The organism is Ruegeria sp. BF12 (assembly GCF_056538705.1).
Genome location: NZ_JBQFTP010000021.1, coordinates 13,066 through 28,433, shown reverse-complemented (window position 1 = coordinate 28,433; position 15,368 = coordinate 13,066). Strand labels below are relative to the sequence as shown.

The window sequence follows — 15,368 nt, the reverse complement described above, 5'->3', positions numbered from 1 at the left end:
CAGAATTCGTTGAAAATAGATAAAACCCGCGTGTTTCAGGTAACACGCGGGTTTCTTTGATCAGAGGGTGCCGGGCCGCTTATTCCGCCGGGACAGCGGCTGCCTCGGTGGTCAGAGGATGGCTGAGCTTGTTCAGCATCTCTTTCGGGCAGACCTGCAGGAAGTTGGCTTTTTCGACATCCCAATGCTGCAGAATGTCGGCGGCTTTGCGGCTATAAGTTTCAGCCTGATGCGTTTCGATCAGCGATTTCAGCTGCTCTTCCCAGTGGTCAACGGTCACCGGGCAGGTCACCAGTGTTTCCATGTTCATCAGCGCTTTGGCCTTGCCTTCGGGGTCGTACAGATAGGCCATGCCGCCCGTCATGCCCGCGCCAAAGTTGGCACCGATATCACCCAGGATTACTGCAACCCCGCCGGTCATGTATTCACACCCGTTCGAGCCGCAGCCTTCGATCACTACGGTTGCGCCCGAGTTACGCACTGCGAACCGCTCACCGGCCCGGCCGGCGGCGAACAGGTGGCCGTCGGTGGCGCCGTAAAGGACGGTGTTGCCGATGATGGTGTTCTCGTCTGCCTTCAGCGGGCTGACCTGCGGCGGACGCACGACGATCATGCCGCCCGAAAGACCCTTGCCCACATAGTCGTTCGCATCACCTGACACTTCCAGCTTCAGACCGGGCGCCGCAAAGGCCCCAAGCGACTGACCGGCCGAGCCTTGCAGCTTCACATGCAGGTGGTCGGGTTGGAACGTGTTCCGCATACCAAAGTTCTGCACGATATGGCTGGAGACACGGGTGCCCACGGTCCGGTGTGTGTTCTGGATCGCGTAAGACAGCTGCATTTTCTCACCGTCTTTCAAGAACCGGGCCGCGTCGCGGACGATCTCGGCATCCAGAGTATCCGGCACCGCGTTCCGATCCTTGTCGCGGTTGTAGACGATGTCATGTGCACCATCGACGGTGATCAGCAGCGGGTTGAGGTCCAGATCGTCCAGATGCGCCGAGCCACGGCTGACCTGCGCCAACAGATCGGCGCGGCCGATGATTTCATCAATCGAGCGCGCACCGAGGCTGGCCAGAAGCTCGCGCACTTCCTGCGCGTAGAAGGTGATCAGGTTCACCACCTTATCCGCATTGCCGGTGAACTTGGCCCGCAGGGATTCGTCCTGCGTACATACACCGACCGGGCAAGTGTTGGACTGACACTGACGCACCATGATACAGCCCATCGCGATCAGGGCAGCGGTGCCGATACCGTATTCCTCGGCGCCCATCATCGCGGCCATGACGATATCACGGCCTGTGCGCAGTCCACCATCGGTCCGCAGAGTGATGCGATCCCGCAGGTTATTCATTGCCAGAACCTGATGCGCTTCGGTCAGGCCCATTTCCCATGGCAGACCAGCGTATTTGATGCTGGTCGCGGGAGACGCGCCTGTGCCGCCGTTGTGGCCCGAGATCAGGATCACATCCGCCTTGGCCTTTGCAACGCCAGCGGCAATCGTGCCAACGCCCGACGAGGCCACCAGTTTCACCGTCACCTTGCAGCGCGGGTTGATCTGCTTGAGGTCATAGATCAGCTGCGCCAGATCCTCGATCGAGTAGATGTCATGGTGCGGCGGCGGCGAGATCAGCGTTACGCCCTTGGTCGAGTGACGCAGACGCGCGATCAGGTCGGTGACCTTCATGCCCGGCAGCTGACCACCCTCACCAGGTTTCGCACCCTGGGCGACTTTGATCTCCAGTTCTTCACACTGGTTCAAGTATTCGGCGGTCACGCCGAACCGGCCCGAGGCCACCTGCTTGATCTTGGCCGACGGGTTGTCGCCATTTGGCTCCGGAACGAAGTGTGCCGGATCTTCACCACCCTCACCTGAGTCGGATTTGGCGCCGATCCGGTTCATTGCCACGTTCAGCGTCTTGTGCGCCTCGGGCGACAGTGCGCCCAGCGACATCCCCGGCGTGACAAAGCGTTTGCGGATCGAAGTGATCGACTCAACTTCTTCAATTGGCACTGGCTTGCCCAGCGGTTTGAAATCCATCAGGTCGCGCAGATGGATCGGCGGGTTCGACTGCATCTTGGCCGAATACTGCTTCCACAGCTCATACGAGGCACGGTTGCAGGCCATCTGCATCATATGCATCGAGGTCGCTTCCCACGCGTGGGTCTCACCCGATTTCCGCGCTTTGTAGAAACCACCAATGGGCAGCACGTCCAAACCGCTATCCCAGCCTTTGGCGTGGATTTCTTCAAGCTTGGTCTGAATACCGGTCACACCGATACCCGAAATCCGGCTGGTCATGCCCGGGAAGTATTCCGCCACCATGGCGCGGCTGAGGCCGACGGCTTCAAAGTTCAGACCACCGCGATAGGACGAGATCACCGAGATACCCATCTTGGCCATGATCTTCAGCAGGCCCTGGTCAATCGCCTCGCGATAGCGCGCGACGTTTTCGGTCAGCGTGCCGTCCAGCAGGCCGCGATCAATGCGGTCAGCCAGCGAGTCTTCGGCCAAATAGGCGTTCACCACGGTCGCACCGCAGCCGATCAACACAGCAAAGTAATGCGGGTCGACACATTCCGCCGACCGCACGTTCAGCGAGCAGAAGGTCCGCAAACCCTGGCGGGTCAGGTGTGAGTGCACAGCGCTGGTCGCCAGGATCATCGGCATCGCAACCCGGCCTTCGCCCGAGTGCATGTCCGTCAGCACCAGATGCCCTGCGCCCGAGCGCACAGCTTCTTCTGCTTCAGCTCTAACACGAGCCAATGCAGCGCTCAGCGCGCCTTGACCGGGCTCGAAACTGCAGTCGATTTCAGCCAGCGGCGCATCGAAGGTTTCGACAAGCTTGTCCCATTGCGCGTTGCCGACGAAGGGGCTTTCCAGAACGACGATCTCGGTCTGGCTGCTGTCTTCATCCAACACGTTCTTGAGGTTGGCGAACCGCGTTTTCAGCGACATCACGCGGTACTCGCGCAACGAATCGATCGGCGGATTTGTTACCTGGCTGAAGTTCTGCCGGAAGAAATGGCTGAGTGGCCGGTACTGCTTGGACAGAACCGCCGAGGGCGTGTCGTCGCCCATCGAGGCCAGAGCCTCTTTGCCGTCTTCCGCCATCGGGGCGAGGATCTGCTCCAGTTCTTCGACCGAATAACCCGCCGCGATCTGTCGCTTGCGCAGCTCTGCACCTGCAAAGATCGGGGCTTCGGTCACACCAGCCAGTGTGTCATCCAGATCGTTGATCTTGCCGACCCACTCACCGAACGGCAGCGCAGCGGCCAGTTTGTTCTTGATCTGGGTGTCGCGAAACAGCTTGCCCTTCTTCATGTCGACGGCCAGCATCTGGCCCGGCCCAAGCGCGCCTTTCTCGGTCACGGTGGCCTCATCGATCGGCACCATTCCGGCCTCGGACCCAGCGATCACAAGGCCGTCGCCGGTCACCACATAGCGCATCGGGCGCAGACCGTTCCGGTCCAGACCTGCGCAAACCCAACGACCATCGGTCATCGCCAGGGCTGCAGGGCCGTCCCACGGCTCCATCACCGAGTTGCAGTAGGAGTACATGTCACGCCATGCCTGTGGCAACTCGACCGCCTGCTTGGACCAGCTTTCCGGGACCAGCATGGTTTTCGCCATGGGCGCTGAGCGTCCGGCGCGTACCAGAACTTCGAAAACCGAGTCTAATGCGGCCGAATCCGATGATCCGCCTGCGATGATCGGCTTGATGTCTTCGGCGTAGTCGCCAAAGGTCCCGCTGGCCATGCGGATCTCATGGCTTTTCATCCAGTTGATGTTGCCCTTCAGCGTGTTGATCTCGCCGTTATGGGCCAGCATGCGGAACGGCTGAGCCAGCCACCACTGCGGGAAGGTGTTGGTCGAATAGCGCTGGTGATAGATCGCAAAGGCCGATTCAAAGCGTTCGTCCATCAGGTCGGGGTAAAACACGGCGACCTGCTCGGCCAGCATCATGCCTTTGTAGATGATCGAGCGGCAGGACAGCGACGCCAGATACAGACCCGAAATTCCCGCAGCTGTGGCAGCCTTTTCGATGCGGCGACGGATGACATACAGTTCACGCTCAAACGTCTCTTCGTCCACGCCCTTGGAGTTCGAGATCAGAATCTGCTCGATCTCGGGGCGGGTAGCGTTTGCCTTTTCGCCCAGGCAAGTCACATCGACCGGCACATGGCGCCAACCATAGATGTAGTAGCCCATGCGCAGAACTTCGGTTTCCACGATGGTCCGGCACCGCTCCTGCGCGCCGAAATCGGTGCGGGGCAGAAAGACCTGACCAACGGCGATGAGTTCATCCAGATTGGGCTCGTGACCTGTGCGACGGATCTGATCATAGAAGAAGGGCACCGGGATCTGTACATGAATGCCCGCGCCGTCGCCGGTCTTGCCGTCAGCGTCCACAGCACCACGGTGCCAGATCGCCTTGAGCGCATCGATGCCTGCATCGACAACCTTGCGGCTTTTCTTTCCGTCAATGGAAACAACAAGTCCTACACCACAGGAGGAATGCTCTTCTTCCTCGGAATAGAGACCGTTTTCTGCCATCCATTGGCGTTTGGCTTCTTCGGCCCGCACCCAATCGGCATCATATTTAGTCATTGGCTGTCTCCTTTTTCGGACGGGGCATACATGGCTTCGACCTCGGCTTTGGTCATCTGGTTCCGTTCGCCTTCGAACGCGTAGCCCCCGGGCTTTTTGTCGATATAGAGTTCAAGTTTCAGGTCGTTTCCGGCTGCGTTTTCAAACAGGCCGGCCGCCATTTGTGTCTGGCCGTGCATTTCGCCCGGCAGGGTGATCCGGTACCAAAGGGCCGAACCGCAAACCTCGCAAAAGGCGCGTTCGGCCCAGTCGGACGAGGTAAAAGTCTTCACCGGCCCCAGGGCGGCATAGCCGGGCTGCGCCGGAAATGTCACCAGCATCGAACTGGTCCAGCGGCGGCATTGGTCGCAATGGCACGCCCCCAGCGCATCCCGCGCGGGGGTTGCGGTCACCGTCACCGCGCCGCACATGCATTGGCCTTGCAATTCGGTCATTTCTGACGCTCCTGTCGCTGGGCTGATGGTTACTCGGCGGCCACGGCGGCCCTGCTGTTGAAACGGTCGATGATCGCATCGGCGCAATCACGTCCGTCGCGGATTGCCCAGACCACCAGTGACGCACCACGCACGATGTCACCAATGGCGTAAACACCGTCCATCTCGGTCTCGCCGGTCTGGAACGCGGCCTTTACGGTGCCCCAGCGGGTCACGGGCAAATCGGGTTGGCCGAATAGCATCGGCAGGTCCTCGGGCTCGAAACCCAGTGCCTTGATGACCAGATCGGCCTCTTCGACGTAATCCGCGCCTTCAATCACTTCCGGTGCCTGACGGCCTGTCGCGTCGGGCTGACCCAAACGCATCTTCTGAACCATCACGCCAGATACGGTGTCGTCTCCGGTAAAGCCCTTGGGCGCGCTCAGCCATTCGAAGATTACGCCTTCTTCCTCGGCGTTCTGCGTTTCGCGCTGCGAACCCGGCATGTTCGCACGATCGCGCCGATACAGGCATTTGACCGAGGTCGCGCCCTGACGGATCGACGTTCGCACGCAGTCCATTGCGGTATCGCCACCACCAATAACGACAACTTTCTTGCCTTCTGCATTCAGACGACCGTTGTCGAAATCCTCAACGTCGTCGCCAAAGCTCTTGCGGTTCGAGGCGGTCAGGAAATCGATCGCTTTTTCAATCCCGTTCAGACCGCTTCCGGGCATGGTCAAGTCGCGAGACTTGTAGACACCGGTTGCGATGATCACGGCGTCATGCTTGGCACGGATTTCGTCGAACTTGGCGGCGTCGACATCGCAATTCAGCACGAACTCGACTCCGCCATCGGCCAACAGGTCGTTGCGGCGCTGAACGATGTCCTTTTCCAGCTTGAAGCCCGGAATGCCATACATCAGCAGGCCGCCAGCACGGTCATAACGGTCATAGACGGTGACTTGAATACCGGCACGGCGCAGCATGTCGGCGGCAGCCAGACCGCCGGGACCACCGCCGATGATGCCGACGCTTTCACCGCGCTCTGCACCCGGTGCCGTTGGCTTGACCCAGCCTTTGTCCCACGCGGTGTCGGTGATGTACTTTTCGATTGTCCCGATTGTGACCGTGCCGTGGCCCGATTGCTCAATCACACAGTTGCCTTCACACAGACGGTCCTGTGGGCAGATACGGCCACAGATTTCGGGGAACGTGTTGGTGGCCTGGCTGGTCTGATAGGCCTCTTCCAAGCGCCCGGTCGCCGTCAGACGCAACCAATCCGGGATGTTGTTGTGCAATGGGCAATGAGACTGACAATAAGGAACACCACACTGGCTGCACCGACTGGCCTGCTCCTTGGCCTTCTCGGCTGCGAATTCGGCGTAGATTTCATCAAAATCTTCTTTGCGATCTTCTGCAGCACGCTTTTCGGGCATGACACGGTCGATCTGCACAAATTTCAGCATCGGTTGCTTGGCCACGGGTCAAACTCCATGAATTGGCTTGGTCGGGTCTCTTTACGAGATGGGAAATCAGATGAAAAGTCAACTGTACTGACCTAATTTGGAAAAAATCCGCGAAATTCTGAACCGAGTTGGAATTTATTGCGTTTTTTAGTTCCGATTCGGACCTATATGCGCGCTTTTCTTTTCGACGGCACACTTATACCCATTGAACCCAAACAAGACGTAACGATTACGCGGCAGGGCAGATGAGTCTTTTTCAATTGATTCTCGCGGCAATTATTCAGGGTATCACCGAATTTTTGCCGATCTCTTCGTCTGGGCATCTTATCCTTTTGCCCAGCCTGACCGGGCTGGACGATCAGGGGCTGGCCATCGACGTGGCCGTGCATGTGGGCACTTTGGGTGCCGTAATCCTTTATTTCTGGTCCGACGTGAAACAGGCCATTGCCGGCTTGCCCCGAGCACTGACGGGCCGTGTCGACACTCCGCAGGCGCAGCTGGCCATGGGGTTGATCATCGCCACGATCCCAACTGTCATCGCCGGGGCCATTTTATACAAAACCGGCCTGATCGAGTCATTCCGTTCGATGGCCGTTATCGGTTGGACGATGCTGGGGTTTGGTCTTGTGCTGTATTGGATGGATCAGAAAGGCCCCCAAACCAAAGAAGCCGGCGACTGGGGCCTGCGCGACGCGCTGATCATGGGTTTGTGGCAGGTTTTGGCGCTGATACCGGGGACGTCCCGGTCAGGCATCACGATCACGGGCGCCCGGCAATTGGGCTACACGCGTGAGGATGGCGCACGGATTGCAATGCTGATGTCGATCCCGACCATTCTGGCCTCTGGCGTTCTGCTGTCGGTCGACGTGATCCGCGAAGCAGACGCCCAATTGGCCCGAGACGGAGCTATCGCGGCGCTCTTTGCCTTTATCTCGGCTCTGCTGGCATTGACCCTGATGATGCGCCTTCTGCGCAGCGTCAGCTTCACGCCCTATGTCATTTATCGCGTGATCCTTGGTGCCGTCTTGCTGGTGATTGCCTACAGCTGATCAGGTCCGCAGGTTGTTGGCCGAGTTCTGGATGTCATCATACTGACCCGACGGGCGGAATTTCCAAAGGTAATCCGGCAGCACGGATTCCAGCGTCGCAGGTTCGATCCCGAGATCAGCAAACCCTTTGGCCCCATCGGACACCACATTATCGCGACGCAGGTTCTTCAGCTGATCGCGTGTCAGAATGTGGTTCGGGAACAGTTGGAAACTGACGAATTTCAGCATGTCCAGCACGCCCGCCATGATCCGGGCTGCGAAGAAGGGGATTCCGACGATAACACGGCGGCGGTGAATCACGTCCAGCATCTGCTGCATCAACGCGCGGAAGGTTTTCACCTCGGGCCCGCCAAGTTCATACACACCGGGCTCAGCGTGGCCCAGAACGCCCTGAACCGCGGCCTTCGCCACATCGTCCACATAAACGGGCTGGAACTTTGTCTCGGCTCCGACCAAAGGCAGGAACGGGCCCATACGGGTCATCCCGGCAAAACGGTTAAAGAACTGATCCTCGGTTCCGAAAATGACCGACGGTCGCATGATGATTGCGCCCGGCATATTGGCCAGTACACCGGCCTCTCCATGCGCTTTGGTCCGTGAATACATGCTGTTGGATTCAGCGTCCGCGCCAATGGCTGAAATATGCACCATCCGGGAAATGCCCTGCTCGGCAGCTGTGCGCGCGATCCGCTCGGCCCCGTCAGCCTGAACTGCATCGAATGCGTTTTTGCCCAGTTCGTTCAACACGCCCACGCAGTTTACAACCGCGTCGGCCCCGTGCATCGCCACAGCCACCGAGGCATCGTCGCGAATGTTGCACAGGATTGGCTCGACCTGGCCGACAACTCCGTAGGTTTTGACGAACATTGCCTCATTGGGTCGCCGCACCGCGACTCTGACGCGCCATCCCTCGCTCGCCAAGCGCCGAGCAATATATCTGCCGACAAATCCGGATCCGCCAAAAATCGTGACCATTTTGGACATGAGTGGGCTCCTGCTGATAGGTCCTGATCCGATCTACCGCTCTGCGGCTTGTCAAACAAGGCGCAATAACGCCGCGCGCCGGCGAAAAAACCCGTCAATTCAAGCAGAATCCAGATGGGTCAAAAAAACTTTCAAAAAACTTCCCGAATCTGGTTGACCCTCCCCGCCAGTAGGCTTAAACGCCCCTCCACGACACCTGCCCAGGTGGCGGAATTGGTAGACGCGCTAGCTTCAGGTGCTAGTGTCCGTATGGACGTGGAGGTTCGAGTCCTCTCCTGGGCACCAAATCCCTCAAACTCGAATAACTGTACTTGGTGACCGCAATAATTGCGTTCATGTTGACCGGTATTAGTGGGATTCGGGCCGGGCAAGGCCAGCCCGGCCATTGCGTTCAGGTGACCGATTGTTCGGAAACAACTTCGCCGAACCGGGTGAAGAACTTGCCCGACAGCTTTTTGGCAGTGCCAGCGATCAACCGGCTGCCCAATTGGGCGATCTTCCCACCGACGTCGACCTTGGCGGTATAAGCCAGCACGGTTTCATCACCGTCTTCGGTCAGCGTCACGTCTGCGCCGCCCTTGGCGAACCCGGCAGCACCCCCTTTGCCTTCGCCCGTCAGCGAAAACCCGTCGGGCGCATTGGAGTTGTCCAATGTTACTGCACCTGCAAAACGTGCTTTGACCGGCCCGATTTTCAGAACCACCTTGGCCTCTAGTTCTTCGGGCGAGTTTTGGATCAGCTCTTCACAACCCGGAATGCACTCCTGCAGGATATCTGGGTTGTTCAGCGCCTGATACACCACGTCCCGCGGGGCAGCGATGCGAACTTCGTCACTCAGTTCCATTCATATTTCCTTTGTTCAACAACATCTTGGGTAAACCAGAAGCGCGGTTTCCGTCGCCTCTTGCGGAGTTTGTTCGGGACGCGCGGGCCATAGCGACCGCAAGCGCTTAAGCACGTTTCTCATCATGGGACTCCTTTTTGGATTTGTCACTGTTTCGCCAAAGCACAACTTCGGCGAGGATCGACACGGCGATTTCATGCGGGTCGATCGCATGGATATCCAACCCTGCTGGCGATTTGAGCTGCGCAGCCCGCACCGGGTCCAGGCCTTGCGTGATCAGTTTTGCAGTCAGCGTATCCGCTTTGCGGCGACTGGCGACCATCGACACACGGGCAGCGTCCGTTTGAAGAGCAGCAGCCAAAGCAGCGGCATCCCCTTGCCCCTGCGAGGCGACAACGACGAAATCCCGCGCCTCGATCCCCAGGTCACCTATGGTTTCTGGTGTGAACAGTTGGAGATTCTCGTCTGTCTCTGCACCTTCGCTCACACAGACACGGAACCCGGCCAGCGCCGCGTGCGCCGCCAAAGCCGTTGCGATCGGTGATTCTCCAAAAATCACCAGACGCGGGGCGTGCTGATAGGGTTCCACAAGCAGATCGACCGTGCCACCGGACGGGCATCCGCTTTTGAACGTCTGAACGCCGTCAGAGTCGGTCATGTTCACTACCTTTTCCGAAGGTTTGACCCGGATCATCTGCGGTTCGCCACTGGCCAGCGCCTGCTGTGCCGAGGATCGAACCGCGCGTTGAACGCAGCCCCCGCCCAGATGCCCCAGGATTTGTCCGTTTTTTGTAATCGCAGCTTTACCCCCAGCCTTGGCCGAGGTTGCATCTGCTGTGCGCAACACTGTGGCCACGCAGAAGGCTTCGTCGGTTTTGCGCAGCTGTTCAATTGTGTCGAATATGTCGAAACTGGCCATGAGAGTTCCTTTCACAGCTTTCGAAATTGCGGCTCAAGCGCTGCCAACGCTTCAAGCGTGTTGGCGGGCAGGTGCGCATCCAAATGCGGTTCTGCGGCCTGCATTGCGGCGGCGATGGGTTGGTAGTCGCGCCAGCCTTTCAGCGGATTTAACCACACGATCCGTCGCGCCTTACGACGAACGCGCGCCAAAACGTCGCCCAGCGCCTGCGGATCGGAACTGCAATAGCCATCGGACAGAATCAGAACGACGGTCCGCCCGTTCAGAGCACGCGCTCCATATCCACTCAGAAATTGCTCAAGACTGCCCGAAATGTCAGTGCCACCACCAAACCCCTCGGCCATCAGCGATAACCGCCCTGCCGCGCGTAACGAGTCGTGGTCGCGCAGCGCATCCGTGACGCGCATCAGGCGGGTATGAAAAAGATAAGCGTCCGCCTCTGTTCCACTGCCAATCAGGCCTTTGAGGAAGGCCAGAAAAACCCGCGAATAGACCGTCATCGATCCACTGACATCGCATAACACCACAATACGCATCGGGCGCGGCGGACGGGCGCGACGGTACAGGTCCATTGGTTCTCCGCCCCGCGCAAGGCTGGCCCGCTGTATGCGGCGCATATCCAAAGCAGGCCCTCGCAGCGCCTGTTTGCGCCTTCGCGAACGCCGGTCGCGAATAGCGCGCGCGATGGCGGTTGCGGCTTGCTCGGTCTGCCTCAGCGCGTCTTCATCCATCAACTCGCGCAAATCCCGACGCGACAGGTTGGCCGTACGGGTTGCGATAAGCTTCCCGTCTCTCCCCACGGCCTCCCCGTCGCCGGTATCAGGTGCGGCGGTCTGATCCGTTGCGGTATCGGCTTCCTGAACATCCTGGCTTTCCTGCTGCCAGATCATCGGCTTGGCGGATTGAACCCGTACATGAGCCGTTTGGGCGGTTCCCGTACGTTGCTTGCCGGTGTTGAACCAATAGGCTTCGAACAGGTCATCGAACCGCCGCCAATCGTCGGCGTCGCTGGCCAGCAACACGCAAAGCGCCTGCTGGGCCTGTCTGACATCCGTCGCCTCAATCCCCGCCAAAGCAACCAATGCATCCCCGGTTTCAGCCGGCCCGACGCGCATTCCGTTCATACGCAAATGCGCGATGAAGCCGGACATGCGATCCGCCAAACCAGACGCGCGAGAGGGGAATCGGGTGACCTGCATCACGCCACCTTTCCAATCAGGCGATCCATCACTTCGGGCGGGGCAGCGTCATAGTCGGCTGCGGTTTTCAGAAGGCAGACAAGGGTCGCTTGAACCTCTTCACGGGATTGCGCCATGTCGTTGACACCCAACCCCGAAAGGGCCGCCGCCCAATCCAACATCTCGGCGATGCCGGGGGTCTTTTCCAAATCCTCTTTGCGCAATGCCTGCACGACGCCAATAATCTGACGCGCCAGCAACCCTTCAACTTCGGGCATACGGGCTTTCAGGATCGCCATTTCCGTTTCACGTGACGGGTAATCGAGGAAACTGTACAGGCACCGACGCCGCAACGCGTCGGACAGATCTCGTGTCCCATTCGCCGTCAGGATAACGGTGGGGCGCGAACGTGCCTTTAGCGTTCCAAGCTCCGGTATCGTAATTTGAAAGTCCGAAAGAATTTCCAGCAGATACGCCTCAAACTCCTCATCCGACCGGTCGATTTCATCAATCAGCAGAACCGGCGGGGCATCCTGCGAAATAGCCTCTAACAAAGGTCGTTTCATAAGGTACGCGTCCGAAAACAGTTGTGCTTCGGTCGTTCCACCCTGCGCTTCACTCGCTCTGATCGCTAGTAGTTGACGCTGATAGTTCCATTCGTAAATGGCGTGGCTGGCATCCAGTCCTTCATAGCACTGCAACCGGATCAGCCGGGCGTCCTGCCACCCCGCCAAAGCCTTGGCCACTTCGGTTTTTCCCACTCCAGCGGGACCTTCCAGCAGCAATGGTCGCCCGAGATGCTGCGCCAAATGTAACGCCATAGCCAACCGATCATCGGCGACATATCCTTGCGCGGCCAACCCGCACTGTACATCAGTAAAAGTCAATCCAGGATCCAATCTTCATCTGGCCCAAAATATCCCGGGGGTTCGAGGGGGCAGAGCCCCCTCGCTTCGATCGGACCGGTGTCACCGGTTCGAACCTTATCACCCATGCATTCCCAAACCGTTGGCGATCTTCCAGATACGCCAATGGTCATGCGGCATGTGACTCTGAACAAGACCAAACGGGCGGAATGCATCATGTACCGCGTTCGAGAACGCGGGCACGCCACCGACATTCGGGCTTTCACCCACGCCCTTGGCACCGATCGGATGGTGCGGAGATGGCGTCACCGTATGATCGGTCGTAAAGTTCGGCGTCTCCCATGCGGTCGGCAGGAAAAAGTCCATCAACGTACCGGTCTTAACATTGCCCATCTCATCATAGGCAATTTCCTGGCCCATCGCGATAGCCAGCGCTTCGGTCACACCACCATGAACCTGCCCCTCGATGATCATCGGGTTGATCCGGGTGCCGCAATCATCCAGCGCATAGAACTGCCGAACGTCCCATTCGCCGGTATCCACGTCGATCTCCATGACGCAGATATAAGCCCCGAACGGATAGGTCATGTTTGGCGGGTCATAGTAGCTGACAGCCTCCAGACCGGGTTCCAGGCCTGGGATTGCCTGATTGTAGGCAGCGAAGGCGATTTCCTTCATGGTCTTGAACCGCTCTGGCGCGCCTTTGACTGAGAACCGGTCCACGTCCCATTCAACGTCGTCGTCATGCACCTCCAGCAAGTAGGCTGCGATCATCTGCGCCTTGGCGCGGATTTTGCGGGCGGCCATCGCCGTTGCCGCACCGGCCACAGGTGTCGACCGAGACCCATAGGTCCCAAGCCCATAAGGCGCGGTGTCGGTGTCACCTTCCTCCAGCGTGATATCGTCGGCAGGCAAGCCGATCTCACTGGCGATGATCTGGGCAAAGGTCGTGGCATGGCCCTGACCCTGAGAGATCGTCCCCAGCCGCGCGATGGCGGAGCCGGTCGGGTGGATGCGGATTTCGCAGGAGTCGAACATACCCAGACCGAGGATATCGCAGTTCTTGACCGGTCCGGCCCCGACAATTTCGGTGAAATGCGTCAAGCCGATGCCCAGCAGTTTGCGGGTCTTTCCGGCTTTGAAGTCCTCGATCCGCTGCGCCTGTTCCGCCCGCAGACCTTCATAATCCACGGCCTTCAACGCCTTATCCCACGCAGTGTGATAATCACCCGAGTCATACTCCCAACCCAGCGCGGACTGGTACGGGAACTGATCGGCCTTGATGAAGTTAATACGACGCAACTCGGCCGCGTCCATGTTCAGCTTGATGGCCAGAACCTCGATCATCCGTTCGATGAAATAGGCAGCTTCGGTTACCCGGAACGAGCAACGATAGGCCACACCGCCCGGTGCCTTGTTGGTGTAGACACCATCCACAGCAAGATAAGCAGTCGGGATGTCATAGGACCCGGTGCAGATGTTCATGAACCCGGCCGGGAATTTGGTCGGGTCGGCGCAGGCGTCAAATCCACCATGATCCGCTGTCGTATGACACCAAAGACCGGTTATCTTCCCATCTTTGGTCGCGGCGATCTTGCCCTGCATCCAGTAGTCACGCGCAAAGGCGGTGGACATCAGGTTTTCCATCCGGTTCTCGACCCATTTCACCGGCTGGCCGGTGACAATCGAGGCGACGACCGAGCAGACATAGCCGGCATAGGCACCAACCTTGTTACCGAAGCCACCGCCGATATCAGGGCTGATCACCCGGATATTGTGCTCGGCAAGGCCAGAGATCAGGGACACAACGGTCCGGATCGCGTGCGGGGCCTGGAAGGTGCCATAGAGCGTCAGCTTGCCGGTCACCTTATCCATTGAAGCGACACAGCCGCATGTCTCCAACGGGCATGGGTGGGTCCGATGGTAATAAACCATCTCTTCGGCCACGACATCGGCTTCACCCAGAACCGCTTCGGTCGCATCTTTGTCGCCCTGTTCCCAGGTGAAAATGTGGTTGTGATGCTTGCGCGGCCCGTGGGCGCCTTCGGTCTGACCCGCAAGGTCTTCACGCAGGACAACGTCCGATTTCAGAGCCTCGAAAGGGTCGGTCAGAACGGGCAGTTCTTCGTAATCAACTTCGACCAGTTCAGCCGCATCCGCCGCGATGTACCTATTTTCAGCAACGACATAGGCGACTTCCTGGCCCTGAAACAGAACCTTGCCATCGGCCAGCACCATTTGCTTGTCACCCGCGAGCGTCGGCATCCAATGCAGACCCAGCGGCGCCAGATCCTCGGCTGTCAACACGGCAACAACACCTGGCACGGCCAGCGCGGCCTCTTTCTTCACACCGACAACGCGAGCGTGCGCATAGGGCGAGCGGACGAAAGCGCCGAACAGCATGCCATCCAGCTTGATGTCATCGACATAGTTACCCTTGCCTTGGGTAAAGCGCACATCCTCAACGCGTTTGCGCGAGCTGCCCATCCCTTTGAGGTTGGCGGCGCGTTCTTCGGGGGTCATGGTTTGATCGTTCATTCCGCGGCCTCCTTCTGAGCCTTCAGCATGTCAGCCGAGGCCGAGATCGCCTTGACGATGTTTTGATACCCGGTGCAGCGGCACAGGTTGCCGGCCATACCAAAGCGGATTTCTTCCTCGGTCGGGTTTGGGTTTTCCTGCAGTAAGCGGTGCGCGCGGGTGATCATCCCCGGTGTGCAGAAACCGCACTGCAGCCCATGATGTTCGCGGAACATTTCCTGCAGAACGCCAAGGCTGCCATCGTCATTGGTCAGCCCTTCGACAGTGGTGATATCGGCACCGTTCACCTGCGCTACGAAGGTGGTGCAGGATTTGACGGATTTACCGTCAATGTCCACCGTGCAAGCCCCGCAATGGCTGGTTTCGCAGCCGATATGCGGGCCGGTGATTTTCAGATCTTCCCGCAGGAAATGGATCAACAGTGTGCGCGGCTCAGCCAGTCCTTCGACCTGTTTGCCATTCACGGTGAGTTTTACGTGCATTTTCGACATTGTTT

11 protein-coding genes and 1 tRNA gene are annotated in these 15,368 nt (G+C 58.8%); 2 read left to right on the top strand and 10 right to left on the bottom strand.

Annotated features, from left to right (window positions below; all coding sequences use genetic code 11):
• Positions 1 to 79 precede the first annotated feature (79 nt).
• The 3 genes from gltB to ACR0J0_RS21650 are packed head-to-tail and all read right to left on the bottom strand — an operon-like array spanning position 80 to position 6,509.
• Entirely contained in the window at positions 80 to 4,612 is a 4,533-nt protein-coding gene (gene gltB / locus ACR0J0_RS21660) for a glutamate synthase large subunit (RefSeq protein ID WP_480666065.1), read from the bottom strand.
• A complete protein-coding gene (locus tag ACR0J0_RS21655) occupies positions 4,609 to 5,046 on the bottom strand; it encodes a GFA family protein (RefSeq protein ID WP_480666064.1) in 438 nt (145 codons plus the stop codon). Before ACR0J0_RS21655 ends, gltB begins: the two co-directional genes overlap by 4 nt.
• A gap of 29 nt (positions 5,047 to 5,075) precedes the next feature.
• Positions 5,076 to 6,509 (bottom strand): NAD(P)-dependent oxidoreductase, encoded by a 1,434-nt coding sequence (locus ACR0J0_RS21650; protein ID WP_480666063.1) that lies wholly within the window; start codon positions 6,507 to 6,509, stop codon positions 5,076 to 5,078.
• A 230-nt stretch (positions 6,510 to 6,739) separates the two neighbouring features.
• On the opposite strand from ACR0J0_RS21650, the gene ACR0J0_RS21645 reads away from it, so the two are divergent.
• Complete coding sequence (locus tag ACR0J0_RS21645) at positions 6,740 to 7,543, top strand: undecaprenyl-diphosphate phosphatase (protein WP_480666062.1); 804 nt, start codon at positions 6,740 to 6,742, stop codon at positions 7,541 to 7,543.
• Here ACR0J0_RS21645 and ACR0J0_RS21640 read toward each other — a convergent pair whose 3' ends face one another.
• Positions 7,544 to 8,527 (bottom strand): complex I NDUFA9 subunit family protein, encoded by a 984-nt coding sequence (locus tag ACR0J0_RS21640; RefSeq protein ID WP_480666061.1) that lies wholly within the window; start codon positions 8,525 to 8,527, stop codon positions 7,544 to 7,546. It lies immediately after the preceding gene.
• Positions 8,528 to 8,725: 198 nt separating this feature from the next.
• On the opposite strand from ACR0J0_RS21640, the gene ACR0J0_RS21635 reads away from it, so the two are divergent.
• A tRNA-Leu gene (locus tag ACR0J0_RS21635) sits at positions 8,726 to 8,812 on the top strand.
• Between the two features lie 106 nt (positions 8,813 to 8,918).
• Here ACR0J0_RS21635 and ACR0J0_RS21630 read toward each other — a convergent pair.
• The 6 genes from ACR0J0_RS21630 to ACR0J0_RS21605 all read right to left on the bottom strand — a co-directional run bounded on the left by ACR0J0_RS21630 (position 8,919) and on the right by ACR0J0_RS21605 (position 15,363).
• Entirely contained in the window at positions 8,919 to 9,371 is a 453-nt protein-coding gene (locus ACR0J0_RS21630) for an SRPBCC family protein (RefSeq protein WP_480666060.1), read from the bottom strand.
• A 106-nt stretch (positions 9,372 to 9,477) separates the two neighbouring features.
• The gene (locus tag ACR0J0_RS21625; RefSeq protein ID WP_480666059.1) at positions 9,478 to 10,290 is read right to left on the bottom strand and encodes an XdhC family protein; all 813 of its coding nucleotides are present in this window, start codon (positions 10,288 to 10,290) and stop codon (positions 9,478 to 9,480) included.
• An 11-nt stretch (positions 10,291 to 10,301) separates the two neighbouring features.
• Positions 10,302 to 11,489, bottom strand: a complete 1,188-nt coding sequence (locus ACR0J0_RS21620; protein WP_480666058.1) for a vWA domain-containing protein — start codon at positions 11,487 to 11,489, stop codon at positions 10,302 to 10,304.
• On the bottom strand, positions 11,489 to 12,355 hold the full coding sequence (locus tag ACR0J0_RS21615) for an AAA family ATPase (protein WP_480666057.1): 867 nt from the start codon (positions 12,353 to 12,355) through the stop codon (positions 11,489 to 11,491). Before ACR0J0_RS21615 ends, ACR0J0_RS21620 begins: the two co-directional genes overlap by 1 nt.
• A 99-nt stretch (positions 12,356 to 12,454) precedes the next feature.
• Complete coding sequence (locus ACR0J0_RS21610) at positions 12,455 to 14,872, bottom strand: aerobic carbon-monoxide dehydrogenase large subunit (RefSeq protein ID WP_480666056.1); 2,418 nt, start codon at positions 14,870 to 14,872, stop codon at positions 12,455 to 12,457.
• Positions 14,869 to 15,363, bottom strand: a complete 495-nt coding sequence (locus ACR0J0_RS21605; RefSeq protein ID WP_480666055.1) for a (2Fe-2S)-binding protein — start codon at positions 15,361 to 15,363, stop codon at positions 14,869 to 14,871. Before ACR0J0_RS21605 ends, ACR0J0_RS21610 begins: the two co-directional genes overlap by 4 nt.
• Between the last annotated feature and the right edge of the window lie 5 nt (positions 15,364 to 15,368).